This is a genomic window from Mycolicibacterium obuense, from assembly GCF_055397605.1.
Genome location: NZ_AP043663.1, coordinates 517709 through 535539, shown reverse-complemented (window position 1 = coordinate 535539; position 17831 = coordinate 517709). Strand labels below are relative to the sequence as shown.

Annotated in this window: 18 protein-coding genes and 1 pseudogene; 8 read left to right on the top strand and 11 right to left on the bottom strand. The window is 70.1% G+C overall.

The window, feature by feature from the left end; genetic code table 11:
* Positions 1–10: 10 nt before the first annotated feature.
* Both ACZ50N_RS02480 and ACZ50N_RS02475 read left to right on the top strand, forming a co-directional pair.
* On the top strand, positions 11–910 hold the full coding sequence (locus ACZ50N_RS02480) for a cation diffusion facilitator family transporter (protein WP_464474544.1): 900 nt from the start codon (positions 11–13) through the stop codon (positions 908–910).
* The gene (locus ACZ50N_RS02475; protein WP_464474543.1) at positions 889–2457 is read left to right on the top strand and encodes an FUSC family protein; all 1569 of its coding nucleotides are present in this window, start codon (positions 889–891) and stop codon (positions 2455–2457) included. Before ACZ50N_RS02480 ends, ACZ50N_RS02475 begins: the two co-directional genes overlap by 22 nt.
* Here the strand turns inward: ACZ50N_RS02475 and ACZ50N_RS02470 are convergent.
* Positions 2454–2870: a DUF3151 domain-containing protein gene (locus ACZ50N_RS02470; protein WP_046364740.1), complete on the bottom strand. Its 417-nt coding sequence runs from the start codon at positions 2868–2870 to the stop codon at positions 2454–2456. The two genes, ACZ50N_RS02475 and ACZ50N_RS02470, sit on opposite strands and share 4 nt — an antisense overlap.
* Positions 2871–2956: 86 nt before the next feature.
* Between ACZ50N_RS02470 and ACZ50N_RS02465 the strand changes: the two genes are divergently transcribed.
* Positions 2957–3706: an Rv0361 family membrane protein gene (locus tag ACZ50N_RS02465; RefSeq protein ID WP_046364741.1), complete on the top strand. Its 750-nt coding sequence runs from the start codon at positions 2957–2959 to the stop codon at positions 3704–3706.
* On the opposite strand, the gene fbaA is transcribed toward ACZ50N_RS02465, so the two are convergent.
* Together fbaA and ACZ50N_RS02455 are read right to left on the bottom strand one after the other, a co-directional pair.
* Complete coding sequence (gene fbaA / locus ACZ50N_RS02460) at positions 3703–4740, bottom strand: class II fructose-bisphosphate aldolase (protein ID WP_046364742.1); 1038 nt, start codon at positions 4738–4740, stop codon at positions 3703–3705. The two genes, ACZ50N_RS02465 and fbaA, sit on opposite strands and share 4 nt — an antisense overlap.
* Positions 4741–4791: 51 nt before the next feature.
* On the bottom strand, positions 4792–5805 hold the full coding sequence (locus tag ACZ50N_RS02455) for an alcohol dehydrogenase catalytic domain-containing protein (protein ID WP_133412947.1): 1014 nt from the start codon (positions 5803–5805) through the stop codon (positions 4792–4794).
* A gap of 57 nt (positions 5806–5862) precedes the next feature.
* Here ACZ50N_RS02455 and ACZ50N_RS02450 point away from each other — a divergent pair, with 57 nt between their 5' ends.
* Entirely contained in the window at positions 5863–6567 is a 705-nt protein-coding gene (locus ACZ50N_RS02450) for a DedA family protein (RefSeq protein WP_046364759.1), read from the top strand.
* Here the strand turns inward: ACZ50N_RS02450 and map are convergent.
* Positions 6539–7294, bottom strand: a pseudogene (gene map / locus ACZ50N_RS02445) (type I methionyl aminopeptidase); the annotation flags it as partial. The gene ACZ50N_RS02450 and the pseudogene map sit on opposite strands and share 29 nt — an antisense overlap.
* Before the next feature lie 60 nt (positions 7295–7354).
* Between map and ACZ50N_RS02440 the strand changes: the two are divergent.
* Positions 7355–7639, top strand: a complete 285-nt coding sequence (locus ACZ50N_RS02440) for a helix-turn-helix domain-containing protein (protein WP_046364745.1) — start codon at positions 7355–7357, stop codon at positions 7637–7639.
* Here the strand turns inward: ACZ50N_RS02440 and ACZ50N_RS02435 are convergent.
* Positions 7592–8203 carry a TetR/AcrR family transcriptional regulator gene (locus tag ACZ50N_RS02435; RefSeq protein ID WP_464474542.1) on the bottom strand — a complete coding sequence of 204 codons (612 nt, stop codon included), beginning with the start codon at positions 8201–8203 and terminating at the stop codon, positions 7592–7594. The two genes, ACZ50N_RS02440 and ACZ50N_RS02435, sit on opposite strands and share 48 nt — an antisense overlap.
* A 49-nt stretch (positions 8204–8252) precedes the next feature.
* Here ACZ50N_RS02435 and ACZ50N_RS02430 point away from each other — a divergent pair, with 49 nt between their 5' ends.
* The gene (locus tag ACZ50N_RS02430) at positions 8253–9719 is read left to right on the top strand and encodes an MFS transporter (protein ID WP_464474541.1); all 1467 of its coding nucleotides are present in this window, start codon (positions 8253–8255) and stop codon (positions 9717–9719) included.
* Here the strand turns inward: ACZ50N_RS02430 and nhaA are convergent.
* Positions 9652–11496 (bottom strand): Na+/H+ antiporter NhaA, encoded by a 1845-nt coding sequence (gene nhaA / locus ACZ50N_RS02425; RefSeq protein WP_464474540.1) that lies wholly within the window; start codon positions 11494–11496, stop codon positions 9652–9654. The genes ACZ50N_RS02430 and nhaA overlap by 68 nt on opposite strands.
* Positions 11493–12599 (bottom strand): glycoside hydrolase family 76 protein, encoded by a 1107-nt coding sequence (locus ACZ50N_RS02420; RefSeq protein WP_464474539.1) that lies wholly within the window; start codon positions 12597–12599, stop codon positions 11493–11495. The genes nhaA and ACZ50N_RS02420 overlap by 4 nt, the downstream gene beginning before the upstream one ends.
* A 73-nt stretch (positions 12600–12672) precedes the next feature.
* Between ACZ50N_RS02420 and ACZ50N_RS02415 the strand changes: the two genes are divergently transcribed.
* Entirely contained in the window at positions 12673–13209 is a 537-nt protein-coding gene (locus tag ACZ50N_RS02415) for a TetR/AcrR family transcriptional regulator (RefSeq protein ID WP_464474538.1), read from the top strand.
* Positions 13206–14798 (top strand): MFS transporter, encoded by a 1593-nt coding sequence (locus tag ACZ50N_RS02410; protein WP_464474537.1) that lies wholly within the window; start codon positions 13206–13208, stop codon positions 14796–14798. The genes ACZ50N_RS02415 and ACZ50N_RS02410 overlap by 4 nt, the downstream gene beginning before the upstream one ends.
* On the opposite strand, the gene ACZ50N_RS02405 is transcribed toward ACZ50N_RS02410, so the two are convergent.
* The 4 genes from ACZ50N_RS02405 to ttfA are packed head-to-tail and all read right to left on the bottom strand — an operon-like array spanning position 14691 to position 17783.
* On the bottom strand, positions 14691–15335 hold the full coding sequence (locus ACZ50N_RS02405) for a TrmH family RNA methyltransferase (protein WP_464474536.1): 645 nt from the start codon (positions 15333–15335) through the stop codon (positions 14691–14693). The two genes, ACZ50N_RS02410 and ACZ50N_RS02405, sit on opposite strands and share 108 nt — an antisense overlap.
* Positions 15335–16222, bottom strand: coding sequence for a hypothetical protein (locus ACZ50N_RS02400; protein ID WP_464474535.1), 888 nt, complete (start codon positions 16220–16222; stop codon positions 15335–15337). Before ACZ50N_RS02400 ends, ACZ50N_RS02405 begins: the two co-directional genes overlap by 1 nt.
* A 6-nt stretch (positions 16223–16228) precedes the next feature.
* The gene (locus ACZ50N_RS02395) at positions 16229–17005 is read right to left on the bottom strand and encodes an SDR family NAD(P)-dependent oxidoreductase (protein WP_464474534.1); all 777 of its coding nucleotides are present in this window, start codon (positions 17003–17005) and stop codon (positions 16229–16231) included.
* 13 nt (positions 17006–17018) lie between these two features.
* Positions 17019–17783: a trehalose monomycolate transport factor TtfA gene (gene ttfA, locus ACZ50N_RS02390; RefSeq protein ID WP_048424397.1), complete on the bottom strand. Its 765-nt coding sequence runs from the start codon at positions 17781–17783 to the stop codon at positions 17019–17021.
* Between the last annotated feature and the right edge of the window lie 48 nt (positions 17784–17831).

Below are 17831 nucleotides of genomic sequence, written 5' to 3'. Positions count from 1 at the left end.
ATTCGCCCGCATGGGTGCGGGACACGATCACAGCCACGGGGGCGATGCGCGCGTCTCGCGGATGGTGATCGCCGCGGCGATCCTGACGGTGTTCTTCGCCGTGGAACTGGGCACCGCGCTCGCCATCAACTCGATCGCGCTGCTGGCCGACGCCGGCCACATGCTCACCGACCTCGTCGCGATGTTCATGGGGCTGACCGCGGTGTTGCTGGCCAAGCGCGGCAGCAACTCCCCGTCGCGGACCTACGGATGGCACCGTGCCGAAGTGTTCACCGCGGTCGCCAACGCGGTGCTACTGATCGGCGTCGCCGGATTCATCCTGTACGAGGCGTTCGAGCGGCTCGGGGGCGCGCCGGATGTGCCCGGTGTGCCGATGATCGTCGTCGCGCTCGCCGGACTGCTCGCCAACGCGGCGGTCGTGCTGCTGCTGCGCTCGCAGTCGGAGAGCAGCCTCGCGGTCAAGGGCGCCTACATGGAGGTCGTGGCCGACACCGTCGGCAGCATCGGCGTCCTGATCGCGGGCATCGTCACCGTCACCACCCGGTGGCCCTACGCCGACGTCGTCGTCGCGGTGCTCGTCGCACTGTGGGTACTGCCCCGGGCGATCGCATTGGCCCGCGCCGCGCTGCGCATCCTCTCGGAGAGCTCGCCCAGCCACATCGACGTCGACGAACTCCGCGCCGCCTTGTGCGCGGTGGAGGGCGTGACCGAGGTCCACGATCTGCACGTCTGGACGCTGGTGCCCGGCAAGGACATGGTGACCGCCCACCTGACCAGTCGGCGCAACTCGGCGCGGGTCCTCGACGACGCACGCGCCGTGCTCACCGCGCGCGGGCTCGACCACGCGACCGTGCAGGTCGAGCCGCCGGATTCGGCCGCCGACTGCGAGTGCGAAAGCCAGAACCGGTAGCCCCGCCCCGGCTGCCCGTCGCGCTGCGCGCTGCGGTCAGCACCGCCATCCCCGTCCTCGTCGGCGTGGCCGCGGGCGACCTCGGCGCCGGCCTGATCGCCACCCTCGGGGCCTTCACGTCCCGATTCGGGGTGGGCCGGCCCTACCTCAGCCGCGCCGTCCAACTCGCCGTCGTCGCACTCGCGCTGGCACTGGCCGTCGCGGCCGGCTCCTGGGCCGCCGACGTGGCGTGGGCCGGCGTGCTGACCGTCTCCACCGTCGCGGTGATCGCGGTGTGGCTGTGCAGTGCGCTGCGGGTCGGGCCGCCGGGGGCCTACGTGTTCGTCGTCGCGTGCGCCGCCGGGATCGGCGTCTCGGCGTCCCGGCTGGAGCCCTGGCAGATCGGCGGACTCGTGCTCGCGGGCGGCACGATCGCCTGGGCGGTCCAGATGGTCGGCGCGGTCACCGGATTCCGACGCCCCGAACGCGCGTCCGTACAGGCGGCCGGCGAACGGGTCGCGGGCTACCTCGACGCGATCGGCGGGCCGGCCGAGGAGAGCTCCCGACGTCAGGCGGCGCACGCGCTCCACCAGGCGTGGACAGCCCTGATCGACCAGCAGCCGGCCGCGTCGGCGAGCCACGAACTGCAGCGACTGCGCGCCACCACCCATGCCGTGCACGTGCTGTTCGCCCGCGCCGACGCCGACACCGCCGATGTGGCACGCGCTCTCGGACGGCTCGACGCCGACCCCGATGCGGTCGCACACCGCGACCCCGGCCAACCCGCTCCCGCGCCCGTCCCCGCGTGGCGTCTCCTGCGGGACGCGCTGCGCACCGGCTCGCAGACACGCCTGGTGATGGTCCGGGTCGCGATCGGGGTGCCGCTGGCGGGGTTCGCCGCCGTCGGACTCGGTATCGACCGGGCGTACTGGGCGATGGCCGCCGCGGTGCTGATCCTGCACCAGGGCGCACCGCTGTGGCACGCAATGCGCCGCGGCGCCGAGCGACTGGCCGGCACCTGGATCGGACTGGCACTGGCCGCGGCGATCATCGCGATCCATCCGCAGGGCTGGCTGCTCGCCGCGGTGCTCGCGCTGCTGAACTTCGCCATCGAGATGCTGGTGGTCCGCAACTACCTGCTCGCCTCAGTGTTCATCACCTCGACCGCGCTGACCATCGGTACCGCCAGCCACCCGCTGGCCCCCGGACAGGTCGGGCACCTGCTGCTGACCCGCGGCGTGGACACGCTGATCGGCTGCGCCATCGGGCTGGCGGTGTACCTCGCGCTCGCGCGCGGACAGGAGACCCAGCGGCTCGCGGATGCGTTGACGACCACCCGGGCGGCGCTGGCACTGGCCGAGCCGTTCGCCGCAGCGGGCGACGCGGAGAGCCTCTCCGCGCGTACCGCGCGGCGGGACCTCCAGCGGGCCGCGCTGGACATGCTCGACGTGCTCGAGGCCGCCGAGGCCGGACCGCGAGAACAGCGGGAGGCGGCGGAGCGCCTGCGTCCCGACGTCCTGGCCGTCGAACGGGCGTCGTCTCAGACGATCGCCGCGCTGTGGATCTAGGCCAAGCCGAGTTCGGCGCGCGCCGCCGGATCGCAGTCGTCGAGCAGGTCCAGGCAGCGCTGGAACTCCGGCTCCTCACCGATCGCATCGGCCGCGCGGGCGAGCGCCGCCACACAGCGCAGGAAGCCGCGGTTGGGCTCATGGGTGAAGGGCACCGGCCCGAAGCCCTTCCAGCCGTTGCGGCGCAACTGATCCAGGCCGCGGTGATAACCGGTGCGTGCGTAGGCGTACGCGGTGATCGCCTGATCGGCGTCGAGCGCATCCTCGGCCAGCTGGGCCCACGCCACCGACGCCGACGGATGAGCGGCGGCGACGATCGCCGGGCTCTCCGCGGCGTCGAGCTCGGCTTCGGCGTCGGGATCGCCAGGCAGCAATACAGGTTCCGGTCCGAGAAGATCGCCCATCCGAGTCATGGCCCCATTGTGCCGTGCAGGGTTATCCGATCGTCACCGCGGATGGCTAAGCTTCGGCCACAGCCGTCAGGAGGACCGCAGCACCGATGTCGAACCCCACTGGCCCGGATCAACCGGACGAAGCAGCCCACCCGCAGGACGAGCCCGCCACCGAGGTGTTCGCGCCGGCCGACCCCTCGACACAACCCGCCGATCCGCCGGAAGGTGAGCGGCGGTTCACCGCACCGTCAGGCTTCGACGCCGGGTCCACCCAGATCATCAACCGGCCGCACGAGCCGGCCACCGAGGTCTTCGGCACCGGCGGCAGCGCCGACACGGAAGCCTTCACCGCGCCAAGCGTTGCGCCGCAAAAGATTCCGGCCCGCGACGACGCACCCAAGCCACCCGCCAAAAAGCGCAGCTGGGGCTGGGTCATCGCGATCGTGTTGGTGATCGCGGCGCTCGCGGCCGTCGCGATCCTCGGCACCATCCTGCTCACCCGCGGGTCGTCGCCGGCCGCCTCACAGGAGGACCAGGTCCGCGACACCATCTCCGACTTCGACGTCGCGGTGCAGAACGGCGACCTGGCGGCGCTGCGCAGCATCACCTGCGGCAGCACCCGCGACAGCTACGTCGCCTACAACGACAAGGCGTGGGAGCAGACCCACGCCCGTGTCGCCGCAGCCAAGCAGTACCCCGTCGTCGCCAGCATCGATCAGGTCGTCGTCAACGGCGAGCACGCCGAGGCCAACGTCACCACGTTCATGGCGTACGCGCCGCAGACCCGCTCGACGCGCAGCTTCGACCTGGAGTTCACCGACGAGCAGTGGAAGATCTGCCAGGCCCCCACCAGCTAGCCCGCGGTCACACTCCGGCCCGCGCTGTGCAGGTCGTTGCACGCCTCGACCACGCGCTCGGCCATCGACGCCTCGGCCTTCTTGAAGTAGCTGCGCGGGTCGTAGACCTTCTTGTTGCCGACCTCGCCGTCCACCTTGAGCACACCGTCGTAGTTGCTGAACATGTGGCCGACGATGGGCCGGGTGAACGCGTACTGGGTGTCGGTGTCGACGTTCATCTTCACCACGCCGTACTTCAGGGAATCCTCGATCTCCGACTTCAGCGAGCCCGAGCCGCCGTGGAAGACGAAGTCGAACGGCTTGGAGCCCTCGGGCAGTCCGAGTTTGGCGGCCGCGACCTTCTGACCCTCGGCGAGGACCTCAGGCTTGAGCACCACGTTGCCCGGCTTGTAGACGCCGTGCACGTTGCCGAACGTGGCGGCCAACAGGTACTTGCCGTGCTCGCCCGCGCCCAGCGCGGAGATGGTCTTCTCGAAATCCTCGGGCGAGGTGTAGAGCTTCTCGTTGATCTCGGCCTCGACACCGTCCTCTTCGCCGCCGACGACGCCGATCTCGATCTCCAGGATGATCTTGGCGGCGGCGGCCTGCTTGAGCAGCTCCTGCGCGATCTCCAGGTTCTCGTCGATCGGCACCGCCGAGCCGTCCCACATGTGCGACTGGAACAGCGGATTCTGGCCCTTGGCGACGCGCTCGGCGGAAATCGCGAGCAGCGGCCGGACCAGCCCGTCGAGCTTGTCCTTGGGGCAGTGATCGGTGTGCAGCGCGACGGTGATGTCGTACTTGTCGGCGATCACGTGCGCGAACTCGGCCAGCGCGACCGCGCCCGTCACCATGTCCTTCACGCCGAGTCCCGACGCGAATTCCGTTCCGCCGGTGGAGAACTGGATGATGCCATCGGAGCCGGCGTCGGCGAAGCCCTTGATCGCGGCGTTGATGCTCTCCGAGCCGACGCAGTTGATCGCCGGGAACGCGAACGAGTGCTCCTTGGCCCGGCTCAGCATCTCGGCGTAGACCTCGGGCGTGGCGATGGGCATGACTGTTCCTCTCAGCTGGGATGGTTGGAGTATCTCAGGTGCGGTGGACGTTCACACGGTCAGAACCATGCGATAGCGGGCCTTGCCCGAATCCATCGCCTCGAACGCCTCGGCGGCCTCGGCCAACGGCCGTTCCTCGACCATCGCCCGCACGCCGCTGAGCACCGCGAAATGCAGGGTCTCCTCGACGTCGCGGGAGGTGCCCGACGGGTGGCCGCTCACCGAGAGCCCGGAGTTGATCAGGTCCAGCGGGCTGATCGGCAGGTTCTCGGGCGTGACGCCGACTGCCACCAGCTCGCCCGCCGGGCGCAGGCCGCCGACGGTCGCCGCCATCGCCTCGGCGTTGTTGGCCGTCGCCAGGACCACCGCGGCCCCGCCGAGCTTCTGCAGTTCGGCCGCGACGTCCTGGGCGGTGGAATCGATGTAATGATGCGCGCCGAGCTTCGTGGCTTCCTCGGCCTTGCCGGTGCCCCGCGCGATCGCGACGGTCTCGAAGCCCATCGCCCGCGCGAACTGCACACCGAGGTGGCCCAGGCCCCCCACCCCGAGGATCGCGACGACGTCGCCGGCTTTCGCGCGGGTCTGCCGTAGCCCGTTGAACGTCGTCACCCCGGCGCAGCCCATCGGCGCCGCCTCCACGAACGACAACCCGTCGGGGATGCGGGCCAGCGCGGTGGCCGGCACGGTCACCGACTCCGCGTAACCGCCGGGGTAGTGCCAGCTCGGCACCTCCATGCGCACGCACTGCATGAAGTGCCCCTGCCGACACGGGATGCAGCGGTTGCAGTTGCCGCCAAACCAGCCGACCGCGACGCGGTCACCGGCGGCGAAGTCCTCGACCCCGTCGCCGACCTCGGCGATGGAGCCGGCGATCTCGTGGCCCAGCGTCAGCGGCCACTGCAGACCCGGGAAGTGCCCGGCATGGAACTCACGATCGGTACCGCAGACGCCGCAGGCGGCCACGTCGATCCGGACGTGACCCGCCGACGGCGACGGGGTGTCGACGTCGACGACGGTCAGAGCAGCGTTGGCTTCGGGAACCTGGACAGCCTTGTGCGTGGGCATGCCTCACCTTATGCCGCCGGTACCCTTGTGGCCGTGGTCGTCGACAATCTCGCGCTGATGCCCGATTTCCTGGACCCGATCAACCTCATCGGTTACTTCGGCACCTGGGCGCTCGTCGGCATTCTCGTCGTCGTCTTCGTCGAGTCCGGTGTGCTGTTCCCGGTCCTGCCGGGCGACACGCTGCTGTTCGTGGCCGGCATGCTGGCGGCAGGTACGGCCGCGCGCGGCGAAGCGGTCGACGCCAACTTCCATCTGTGGCAGCTGCTGCTGTTCATCCCGATCGCCGCCATACTCGGCGGCCAGGTCGGGTATTGGATCGGCCGCAGCCTGGGCACCGCGATGTTCAAGCCGAACGCGCGGGTGCTCAAGCAGCGCTACCTCGACGAGGCGCACCTGTTCTTCGAGCAGCGCGGACCGTTCGCGATCGTGATCGCCCGGTTCGTGCCGATCGTGCGCACGCTGGCGCCCATCACCGCGGGCGCGGCGAAGATGAGCTACGGCCTGTTCACCGCGTTCAACGTGCTCGGGGCCGTGGTCTGGGGCGTGGGCCTGACGCTGATGGGCTACGGCCTCGGCCAGTTCGAGGTGGTGCAGAAGCTCCTCGAACCGATCTTCATCCTGATCGCGGTCGCGTCGATCACCCCGATGATCTGGGAGTGGTACAAGCGGCGGAAGGCTGCGAAGGCGGCCGGCATTCCGACTCCGCCGATGGACGCCGACGAGCAGGCAGGGCCGTCAGCACCCGAGCCGCACCATCCGTGATCGCGATCGTGTGCTCGCTGTGGGCCGCGCGGGATCGGTCGGCTGAGCGGATGGTCCACCCGTCGGGGTCGTAGACGATCCTGTTCGTGCCCTGAGCCAGCCAGGGCTCCAAGGCCAGTGTCAGACCCGGCCGCAGCACCATCCCGCGGCCCGCGCGTCCGACGTTCGACACGTGCGGGTCCTCGTGCATCGTGCGGCCCAGGCCGTGGCCGCCGAAGTCGGTGTTCACCCGGTAGCCGTACTCGGCGCACACCGCGCCGATGGCCGCCGAGATGTCGCCCAGGCGGTTGCCCGGACGCGCCGCGCCGATGCCCGCGTCCAGCGCGTGCTCGGTGGCCTCGATGATCCGCTGGTCTTGCGGGCGCGGGGTGCCGACGATGATGCTGCGCGCCGAGTCGGCGACCCAGCCGTCGATCGACACCGCGATGTCCATACTCAGCAGATCGCCGTCGCGTAGCACGTAGTCGTGCGGAAGCCCGTGCAGCACAGCGTCATTGACGGACAAGCAGATCACGTTGCGGAAGGGTCCGCGGCCGAAGGACGGGTCGTAATCCCAATAGCAGGACTGCGCACCGCGCTCGGCGATCAGCTCACGCGCCCGCTGCTCGAGGTCGAGCAGATTGACCCCGACCTGCGCACGCCCGGCCAGATCGTCGAGGAGTTCCGCGATGAACGCTCCCGTGACGGCCATGGCGTCGACCTCTGTCGCCGTCTTCAACTCGACCATCGACACCCCTTCCCAAAACGGTATAGAAATACCACTCTAGACCGGGCTTATCCTTGGCCCATGGTGCGTTCCCCCCTGACCCCGCAGCAGCGGGCAGCCGGCGCTCGCCTCGGCGCCCACCTGCGCGCCGCCCGCGGGGCCCGCAAGGCCGCCGACGTCGCGCGCGCGGCGTCGATCTCCCCGGAGACGCTGCGCAAGATCGAGACCGGTCGGCTCGCAACCCCGGCGTTCACCACCGTCGCGGCGCTCGCCGCGGTGCTGGACATCCGCCTCGACGAGCTGGCCCGCACCTGCCGTTCAGAACTGGCCGAGCCCGTTCTGCAGCGCATCGAAGAGCCCGCTTAGGCGTTGCCGATGATCCTCGACGACGGGATCCGGTGAACCTGCGTCGATGACGCGCCGTGCGGTTTCGGTCAGGACGGTGGAGTATCCGGCGATGACGAGCGTGGCGAACAGGTCCGGGTTGCCAGTGAAGTCGGGGTCCGCGTCGATTGCGTCCCGCAGCGCCTGCACGAGTTCGGCGGCGATCTCCCGCAGCCGCGCGATCAGCACCGGTGATCCGGCGACGGTCCGATAGAACGGGATCGACCCGTCTTTGACGCCGGAGAGCGCATGCCGCTCGTCGACGAGACGGACCGCCGCGTCGCGCAGCGACGTCAGCACGGAGGTGTCGGGGGCGCGGTCACGCACCGCCCCACGCAGAATCTCAACGGCGTCGTCGACGCGGTCGAACAGCAGGTCCTCCTTGCGCGGGAAGTGCTTGAACACCGTCACGCTCGAGACTCCGGCCTCCTTGGCGACCTGCGCGACCGTCACCTCGTCGAACCCGCGATCGAGGAACATCCGGGTCGCGACATCCGAGATCTTGCGGCGCGTCAGCGGCCCGCCGCGCTCCGAGGTCCTGGGCATCGCACCTCACTATATTGACTCACTTAGTTTAGTCACTTAGCTTAGTGACATGACGACTCCGAGCATTGTCTCTCCTCGCTCGCTCACCCAAGCCTGGCCCGCTCTCGTCGGCCTGTCGGCCGTGTTCCTCTTCGAGATGCTCGACAACTCGATCCTGACCGTCGCGCTGCCCACCATCGGCCGCGACCTGCACGCCTCCACCACGGCACTGCAGTGGGTGACGGGCGCCTACGCCGTCGTGTTCGGCGCTTTGATGCTGGCGCTCGGAGCGGTCGCCGACCGGGTCGGACGGCGTCGCGTGATGCTGCTCGGCCTCGCCCTGCTCGCCGCCGCGAGCCTGGCAACCGCGTTCGTGACGACGGCCGAACAGCTCATCGCCGTGCGCGTGCTGACCGGTGTGGCGGCGGCGATGACGACACCGGGCGCGATGGCGCTGGCCTTCCGGCTGTTCGACGACGACACCCTGCGCATGCGGGCGATCACGCTGATCTCGACCGTGGGGCTGGTCGGTCTCGCGATCGGCCCGACGGTCGGCGGCTTCGTCGTCGAGGTCGCGCCGTGGCAGGTGCTGCTGCTGGTGAACGTGCCGATCGCGCTGCTGGCGATCGTGGGCGTTCGCGTCGGTATCGCTGCCGACCGACTCGAGGAGCTGCATCGCGATCCACTGGACGTTGCGGGCGGCGTCCTCGGCACGGTCGCGATCGCGTGCGCGCTGGTCGCACCGACGCTGTTCGTCGACGACGGCGCCGGCGCGTGGTTGCCGTGGACGACGGCAGGCCTGGCTCTGGCCGGGTTCGTGGCTTTCGTGATCCGGGAGCGGATCGCACGCTTTCCGCTGATTTCTTTGCAGCTCGTGGCGTACCCGCTGGTGGCGAGCGGGCTGGCGTTCAAGGCCGCGGCCGGGTTGGCGATCGCGGGGCTCGGCTACCTGGTGACGTTGCAGCTCCAGCTCGACTGGGGTTGGCCGCCGGCGCTCGCCGCGATCGGGATGCTGCCGCAGGTCGCGGTGCTGATCGCGGGCAGCTTCGTCGTCGGGCCGTTCGTGAAGCGGGTCGGGCCGGAGCGCGCCGCGTGGCTCAGCGCATCGGCGGTCGTGCTCGGGCTCGCGGTCTATGCCGTGCTCGGCCGCTTCGGCTATCCGTTCGTCGCGACCGCGCTCGTGCTCGTTGCGGCGGGCCTGCGTGTGGTCGGTGTTGTCGCCGCGGTGAACGTGTTGCGCGGGCTGCCCGAGAACCGGACCACGATCGGGACGGCTCTGGTCGACACGTCGAGTGAGGTGACGTCCGGCGTCGGTATCGCTGTGAGCGGGACGATCCTGGCCGCGATGTTCACCGGCACGATCACCGCCGCGCACTGGACCGCGAGTCAGACCATGGAGTTCCGCGAGGCAGTCACCGTCGCAGGCCTCGCGCTCACCGCGATCGCCGCGGCATTGGTTGCGTTCGGGATCAGCGCTGCTCGAGCGCGCGAATCAGGCTCGCCGCGTCCCACGGCCCCTTGTGCCGGATGCCGTTGACGAACAGCGTCGGCGTCGCGTTCAGATCCATCGCCTCGGCGTCCTCGGCGTCGTCGGTCACCCGGTGCAGCACCTTCGACGAGTGCAGCCGCACGTCGTTGTCGAACTGCTCGATGTCGCAGCCCGCCGCCACCGCGTAGCGGTAGATGTCCGACCAGTCGAGATGGTCCTGATGCGCGAAGAGCTGCCGCGACATCTCCCAGAACAGGCCCTGCTGCGCCGCTGCCTCGCTCGCCCGGGCGGCGTCGAACGCCCTCGGGTGCGCGCGCTCGAGCGGGAAATGCCGCCATACGTAGCGCAACTCGTCGCCGAAGTGCTCGCGAACCTCGTCGATGGCTCCGGTGGCGCGGCTGCAGAACGGGCACTCGAAGTCGCCGTACTCGACCAGCGTCAGCGGTGCGTCGGGCCGGCCACGCAGGTGGTCCCGCTCCGGGTCCACGGGCCGCAGCAGATGCAGGCCGACGGGTTCGGGCGGGCTGAGCCAGTCGGTGATCCGGAAGATCGCCCAGCCGAACACGAAGGCCAGCACCGACGCGGCCAGCACGCCGATGCGGGCCTGGTCCTGGCGGCCCGGGTCTTCGATCGCGATGTCGACGATGAACAGCGAGATCGTGAAGCCGATGCCGGACAGGGCCGCCCCGCCCATGATCCGTCGCAACGTCAGCCCCGGCGCCAGCACACCCAGCCCGGTCCGGCGCATGAACCACGTCGCCCCGGTGATGCCGATGAACTTGCCGATCACCAGGCCGGCGACGATGCCCCACGTCAGCGGCGACCGAAGGGCCGCACCCACGCTCGCCGCGTCGAGCTTCACCCCGGCGTTCACCAGCGCGAACAGCGGCAGGATGCCGAATGACACGACGGGTCCGACCGCGGTCTGCAGCCGCTCGTTGATCGAGATCGAGTCCTGCAGCGAGCGGCTGGCGGCGCGGGCGTACAGCGAATTCGGCGACTGCCGGAACGCGCGAATCTGCTCGACCGCGCGTTCCACCGGCTGGCGCTCCGGGGTGAACACCGGGATCAGCAGCGCGACGGCCACGCCGGCCAGGGTCGGGTGCACGCCACCCATGTACAGCGCGATCCACAGCGCCACACCGAGCACCGTGTAGGCGGGTCCGTGCGCCTTCGGCAGGTAGCGGACGGCGGCCAGCGCGGCCAGCAGCGCCGCGGCCACCAGCAGCGGCACCCATTGGATCGCATCGGAGTAGAACAGCGCGATCACGCCGAGCGCGCCGACGTCGTCGACGACGGCCAGGGTCAGCAGGAACAGCCGCACCCGGGCGGGGAACACCGGCTTGATGATCGCCAGCGCGCCGACGAGGAACGCGGTGTCGGTCGAGATCACCACACCCCAGGCCGCGGCGTTCTCCCCCGACGGATTGAGCGCGAGGAACACGACCGCGGGCAGCACGAGCCCGGCGATCGCGGCGACGACGGGCACCGCGGCGCGCGACCGGTCGGTGAGTTCGCCGATGGTGAATTCGCGGGTCACCTCGAGTCCGACGATGAAGAAGAAGAACGTCATCAACGCGTCGTTGACCAGGTGCTGCACCGACATCTCGGCGTGGAAGGAACCGACCGTGAAGCCGACCCCGGTGTGCAGCAGCGCCGAATACGCCTCGGCCCAGGGCGAATTCGCCCACAGGATCGCGATGACGGTCGCGAACAGCAGCAGCGCGGCGGCGGTGTTGTCGGTGGTCTTGTTGGTGGTGGAGCCGCGGCTGAGCCGCGAGGGCCGCAGCGGGAAACCGCGTGACTGGGTGGCGGGTTCGGTCACGGCTGACCGGCGACGGTGTGAGCTGCTTCCATCAGCATCCACCCTGCCAGCTGTACCGACAGGTCGCGCTCCGGGATCTCCGAGGAGTTCACCGCGCCGGCGACGAACTGGGCGTCACCCGAGGTAGCCGTCGGCAGCTGCGCCTCGCGCTCCCAGAACGCGCTGAACAGAGGCAGGTCCTCGACCGTCACCCGGTTCTCCCAGGCTGCCTCCGCAGAGGAGAGCACCAGCGATCCGGCGGTCGTGCGGGCCGCCTCGTCGTCCGGTGAGTCGCCGGGCAGGTCGGTCGCCACCAGCGCCAGGTAGCGCGCGAGGATGCCGTGGAACAGGCCGCCGTCGCCGCCGCCCGCGCCCTTGAGCACACCGTCGGGGGCCATGTGGTCGGCCACCGCAGCGACCAGCCGATGCACGCGTTCGGCGTGCCGCGGGTCCTGGGTGCGGGCCGCCAGTTCGGTCTCCAGCCCCAGCACCACGCCCTGGCAGTAGGTGTACTGGGCGCGCACCATCGAGCCGCCCTGGATGCCGTCGAAGACCAGGTGCGTCTCGGGATCGATCAGCGTCTCGTCGATCCAGTCGGCCATCTGCTGGGCTCGTCGCAGCCTGCCCTCGATCCGGGCCAGGAAGATGCCTGCCGGACCGTTGGCGGGGGCGTTGAAGAACTGGTCCTGTTTGCGCCACGGGATGCCGCCGCCGTCCTCGGGCACCCACGCGGTGAGGAACTGGTCGGCGAGGGTGTCGAGCGCTTTGGGTCGCGCCACGTCGGCGAGCCGGGCGGCGCGCTCCAGCGCCAGCGCCAGCCAGGCCATGTCGTCGTAGTAGTCGTTGGTCCAGCGGCCGATGTTGCGCAACCGATGGCTGCGGATCTGACGGGTGATGCGGGTCAGACGTTCGGGCTGCGGATCGCGGACCTGCGCGTCGACGAGATTGTCGATCAGATGGGCCTGCCACCAGTAGTGCCACTTACCGAAGCGCCGCTGGCCGCCCGCCGCGGGCCACGCCACGACGCCGAGCTGCGTGCCCGGCAACCCCCAGAGCTTGCGGAGATGACGGCGGGTGATCGCAGCCTCGGCGCTGGCGGCGCGGTTGGCCCACATCTGATCCATGGGTCGATCCTGCCTCACAGGCTCCCCCAAAAGCCATGAGACAAATTTGTCTCACGTGAGCTATAGTCGTCTCATGTCAACGCGCGAAGATCTGCTGCGCGCCGCCGCCGACTACCTCGGCCGGCGGCCGAACGCGACACAAGACGAGATCGCCTCGGCGGTCGGCGTCAGCCGCGCGACGCTGCACCGGCACTTCTCCGGCCGCGCCGCGCTGATGACGGCGCTCGAGGAACTCGCCATCAGGGAGATGAGCGAGGTACTGGCCGCGGTCCGTCTGCACGAGGGGCCCGCCGACGAGGCGCTGCGCCGGCTCGTGATGGCCTGCGAGCCGATCGCCCCCTACCTCGCGCTGCTCTACAGCCAGAGCCAGGACGACGTGACCGCCTGCATCGAGGTGTGGGATGAGGTCGACGGCGCGATCAGCGAGCTCTTCCTGCGCGGGCAGCGTGACGGCGTCTTCCGGCCCGATCTTCCCGCCGCCTGGCTCACCGAGTCCTTCTACAGCCTCGTCGCCGCGACCGACTGGTCCATCCGCGCCGGCCGCGTCGCCGCCCGCGACGGCACCCGACTGATCATCGACCTTCTCTTGAACGGAGTACGTACCTCATGATTCGCCGCTGGCTCGCTCTCGGCGTCCTCACTCTCGCCGTGCTGCTGATCGGCATCGACGGCACCGTACTGGCCCTGGCGACACCGTTCATCAGCGCCGACCTTGATGCGACGGGAACGCAGATCCTCTGGATCGGCGACATCTACTCCTTCGTGCTGGCCGCACTGCTGATCAGCATGGGCAGCCTCGGCGACCGCATCGGCCACAAGAAGTTACTGCTCTGCGGCGCAACAGCATTCGCCGCGTTCTCCGCCCTCTCGGCTTATTCGGCCACCGCGCCGATGCTCATCGGTACCCGAGTCCTGCTCGGCATGGCCGGCGCGACGCTGGCGCCGGCGACGCTGGCGCTGATCCGCGGACTGTTCGCCGATCAGCGCGAACGCAGTATCGCAGTGGGCATCTGGGCCGCGACGTTCTCCGCGGGCGCTGCGCTGGGACCGCTCGTCGGCGGCGTGCTGCTCGAACACTTCTGGTGGGGTTCGGTGTTCCTGATCAACATCCCGGTGATGGTGGTCCTCGTGGTCGGTGGCGTGCTGCTGCTGCCGGAGCACCGTGATCCGGAGCCGGGTCCGTGGGATCTGCCGAGTGTGGCGCTGTCGATGGTCGGCATGATCGGCGTCGTCTACGCGATCAAGGAGGGCTTCACGAGCCTCTCCGAGGGGCTCGGTGGCGACGTGGTGGTGGCGGGCGTTCTGGGCGCTGCCGCGCTGGTGGCCTTCGTGCGGCGGCAGCTGCGGTTGCCGCACCCGCTGATCGACGTCCGGCTGTTCGCGAACCCGAGATTCTCCGGCGTCGTCGCGGGCAACCTCCTGTCGGTGCTCGGCCTGTCCGGGCTGGTGTTCTTCCTGTCGCAGTACTTCCAGCTGGTGCACGGTTACGGTCCGCTGAAGGCCGGGCTGGCCGAGTTGCCCGCCGCGTTGACGGCGACGGTGTTCGGCGTGCTCGCCGGTGTGCTCGTGCGCTACGTCTCGCACCGGGCGGTCCTGACCGCCGGGCTCGCGCTGGTCGGCGTCGCGATGGCGGGGATGATGGTCTCGCTGCGGGTGTTCACCCCCATCGCGCCGTATCTGCCGCTGGGCATCGCACTGTTCGTCGTCGGCATCGGGTTGGGTCTGGCGTTCACCGTCGCCAGCGACGTGATCCTGGCCAGCGTTCCGAAGGAGCGCGCCGGTGCGGCAGCGGCGGTCTCGGAGACGGCGTACGAACTCGGCATGGCGTTGGGCATCGCGGTACTGGGCTCCATCGTCACCGCGGTCTACCGCACTGTGACCCTGTCTCCCGCCATCCCGGCCGCGGCCACCGCGCAGGCCCGCGACTCGCTGCCGCACGCGCTCGAGGCGGCTCGGGACCTACCGCCGGCGCAAGCCGAGGGCCTGGTCGACGCGGCGCGCACCGCATTCACCCACGGGCTCTCGATCGCCTCCGGCGTCGGGGCACTGCTGTTGCTCACCTCGGCGGTCGGCGTCTGGATTCTGTTGAAGTCACCAGGCCCGGCCGAGGTCGGCGTGCTGCCGGACCCAGGTGTGCATCGCGATCCCCGCGGCGACCGACGCATTGATGCTCCGTGTGGAGCCGAACTGCGCGATTGAGACTGTCAGTGCCGCACCGGTTTTCGCGTCATCGGTGATCCCGGGCCCCTCCTGGCCGAAGATCAGCAGGGCCGCCCGCGGCAGCGTGACCTCTTCGATGCGCACCGCACCGGGCACGTTGTCGACGGCCACCGGCGTCAACCCGTCCTGCGCGGCGGCGTCGAGCAGCGCGGCGGTGCTGTCGTGGTGGCGCAGACGCTGGTAGCGATCGGTCACCATGGCGCCGCGCCGGTTCCAGCGCCGCCGGCCGACGATGTGCACGGTGTGCACGGCGAATGCGTTCGCCGTGCGGACCACGGCGCCGATGTTGGCGTCGTTGCCGAAGTTCTCGATCGCGATGTGCAACGAGTGCCGGCGGGAGTCGATGTCGGCGACGATCGCCTCCCGCGTCCAGTACCGGTACGCGTCGACGACGTTGCGGGTGTCGCCGTCGCGCAACAGGTTCGGGTCGTAACGGGGGTCGTCGGGCAGCGGACCCGGCCACGGACCGACGCCGGGCCCCTCGCCCCATTCGGTGGGGCCGGTCGGTTCGCCCATCAGCGCGTCCACAGCGCGGCGTGGGTGCCGACCACCGACACCGTCGCGTACAGCAGCGCCTGGTTGATCTCACCCTGGGTGCACAACGACGCCCGCACGTGCACCCCGTCGCGCGACGCCTCGGGCAGCACCAGCACCGACGCGCCGTAGACGTCGCAGGCGTGGCTGAGGCCCCGGCCCTGCACCGTCGGCGCGGCCACCACCATCAGCGGGCCGCCGCGGGCGGCGGCGTCGTCGCGGTATCGCGCGGCCAGGCCGCTGACGTCGAGCCCGATCAGCATGTAGCCCTTGCCGCTGAACGCCTCGGGATCGCCGAGGGCGGTCGGGTTCAGCGCGGCGCCATCGGCGCGGAACGCGTCCAGGCTGGTGGTCGTCAGGTCCAGCCCGGTGTCGTTGGCGTTGATCTCGGGCAGCCCGACGGGGAACGCGACGGGGTAGGCGACCGTCGAGCCGGCGATGCGGTCGCGCGGCGAATAGGCGTACACCCCGCGGACCTGGTTCTGGTCGCGGAACGGCCCGATGCACACGGTGCCCGACATCCGATCCTGGTCCTGCGACGAAACCGGTTGCAGCGCAAGGGTTGTCACGTCGTCACAGCCGCCGATCACGTTGGCCTCGACGGGGTGGTCGAGCGCCCCGTACAGGCCGAAGCGGATGTCTTTCGGCGCGGTGTGGGGTGCGCCCTGCTGCGCCGGCGCGGCGTCGATGTCGACGAGCACGTAGTCGGCGTCGAAACGCAGGTCGGTCACCGAGATGTTCCAGCCGAGGACGGCCAGCGATTCGCCGATCGTCGCCGTCAGCGCCGAATACACATCGGGACGGTCGTCGTCACTCGAGCAGGAGGTGGCGGTCAGCACCAGGACCACCAGGAGCGCGATCAGTCGCACGGCATCTCAGGTCCGGCCACGGCCCTTGCCCACGGTTCGGGTCAGCGCGCGCACCAGGGTGCGCGGCACCATCCGCCCGCCGGTGGTCAGCGCCTTGTACTGCAGGCCGGGGATGATCACGACCTTCCCCTTGGCCATGTCGGACATCGTCTCGGCGACGACGTCGTCGACCTCGAGCCACAGGAACGAGGACGTGCCGGCCATGTCGATGCCGGCGCGGGCATGGAACTCGGTGCGCACGAACCCCGGGCAGAGTGCGTGCACACCGACACCCGTGCCGGTCAGCCCGTTGGCCAGTCCCTCGGAGAACGACACCACCCACGCCTTGGACGCGGAGTACGTCGAGCCGCGGCCGGGCAGCAGCCCCGCGACGCTGGCGACGTTCAGCACGGTGCCGGTACCGGCCGCCACCATCGACGGCAGCGCCGCGTGCGTGAGTGCCATGACAGCGGTGACGTTGACGTCGAGCTGCGCCTGCAGCTGTTCGTAGGGTGCGGACCAGAACTCCCCGGCGGTGCCGAATCCGGCGTTGTTGACCAGGACACGCACCCCGGCGCGCAGCCGCTCTGCGACCGCGTCCCGGTCGGTCACCGATGACAGGTCGGCGGTGATGGTCTCGACGGCGGTGCCGTGCCGCTGCTGCAGATCGGCGGCCAACCGGTCGAGTCGGGCGGTGTCGCGGGCCACCAGCACCAGGTCGTAGCCGTCGGCGGCGTAGTGACGGGCGAAACCCTCGCCGATTCCGGAGGTCGGCCCGGTGATCAGGGCGACAGGGCGGGACATGCCCAGAGGATAGCTACCGCTGATAGTTCGGCGACTGCCGGCCGTTGCGCTGGCCGGGCGGCACCGGGGGCACCGGACGGCGCGGCGGCTCGGGGCGGGGCGGGGGCGGGCTCAGCGGCCGGCTCGGAGACCCGCTACGCCGGGCGACGGGCTGCCCGGCGGCGGCCGACGGCACCGGCGGTAGTACCCGCAACAGGTCGTTGAACTGGCGCACGGTGCGCAGGCCCTCGTCCCACTGGGCGCGGGTGCTGGTCACCGGCATGCTGATCAGCGTCCAGTTCTGCTCGTTCCACATGATCTCCGCGCAGTCGGGCGCCGTGTGGGCGAACGTCACCATGCGACGGTCGCAGGCGCGCCGGGCGGCGTCGAGGTTGGTGGAGTAGACCATGCGAGGCCCGATGGCTCCGAGCAGCCAGATGTCGCTCTCGCGCGGCTCCTTGATGCCCTTGAGTCGCATGTCTACGACGACGTTGGTGCCGACCTTGCGGTGCAGCGCGATCACCGTCGCGACGTCCTCGAGGTCGAAGATGAACACCGCCTCGCCGCGGATCTGTCCGAGCACGACGTTCTTGGCCGTGACGTCACCGACGGTCGACATGACGCCGCGCTTCCACCGGTCCAGGATGTCGGCGGATTCGGGTTCGTAGTCGAAGCCGTGCGACTTCGCCCACGACTTACGACGCCGGCCCAGACCGCGGCGGCGGTCGTGGTCGACGTACAGCAGAACTGCCGCACCCACGAAACAGAGTGCGGACAGCGTGAACCAGAGCGGAACCATTGCGACCAGAGTATCCGCTTTCAGCGGTCCGGTCCGAATCCGAATGGG

Bases quoted from the DNA above. Each gene is read 5' to 3' on its own strand.
- ACZ50N_RS02480 (WP_464474544.1), top strand. From the start codon at position 11: ATGGGTGCGGGACACGATCACAGCCACGGGGGCGATGCGCGCGTCTCG.
- ACZ50N_RS02470 (WP_046364740.1), bottom strand. From the start codon at position 2,870: ATGACTCGGATGGGCGATCTTCTCGGACCGGAACCTGTATTGCTGCCT.
- ACZ50N_RS02465 (WP_046364741.1), top strand. From the start codon at position 2,957: ATGTCGAACCCCACTGGCCCGGATCAACCGGACGAAGCAGCCCACCCG.
- fbaA (WP_046364742.1), bottom strand. From the start codon at position 4,740: ATGCCCATCGCCACGCCCGAGGTCTACGCCGAGATGCTGAGCCGGGCC.
- ACZ50N_RS02455 (WP_133412947.1), bottom strand. From the start codon at position 5,805: ATGCCCACGCACAAGGCTGTCCAGGTTCCCGAAGCCAACGCTGCTCTG.
- ACZ50N_RS02450 (WP_046364759.1), top strand. From the start codon at position 5,863: ATGCCCGATTTCCTGGACCCGATCAACCTCATCGGTTACTTCGGCACC.
- ACZ50N_RS02440 (WP_046364745.1), top strand. From the start codon at position 7,355: ATGGTGCGTTCCCCCCTGACCCCGCAGCAGCGGGCAGCCGGCGCTCGC.
- ACZ50N_RS02435 (WP_464474542.1), bottom strand. From the start codon at position 8,203: ATGCCCAGGACCTCGGAGCGCGGCGGGCCGCTGACGCGCCGCAAGATC.
- ACZ50N_RS02430 (WP_464474541.1), top strand. From the start codon at position 8,253: ATGACGACTCCGAGCATTGTCTCTCCTCGCTCGCTCACCCAAGCCTGG.
- ACZ50N_RS02420 (WP_464474539.1), bottom strand. From the start codon at position 12,599: ATGGATCAGATGTGGGCCAACCGCGCCGCCAGCGCCGAGGCTGCGATC.
- ACZ50N_RS02415 (WP_464474538.1), top strand. From the start codon at position 12,673: ATGTCAACGCGCGAAGATCTGCTGCGCGCCGCCGCCGACTACCTCGGC.
- ACZ50N_RS02410 (WP_464474537.1), top strand. From the start codon at position 13,206: ATGATTCGCCGCTGGCTCGCTCTCGGCGTCCTCACTCTCGCCGTGCTG.
- ACZ50N_RS02405 (WP_464474536.1), bottom strand. From the start codon at position 15,335: ATGGGCGAACCGACCGGCCCCACCGAATGGGGCGAGGGGCCCGGCGTC.
- ACZ50N_RS02395 (WP_464474534.1), bottom strand. From the start codon at position 17,005: ATGTCCCGCCCTGTCGCCCTGATCACCGGGCCGACCTCCGGAATCGGC.
- ttfA (WP_048424397.1), bottom strand. From the start codon at position 17,783: ATGGTTCCGCTCTGGTTCACGCTGTCCGCACTCTGTTTCGTGGGTGCG.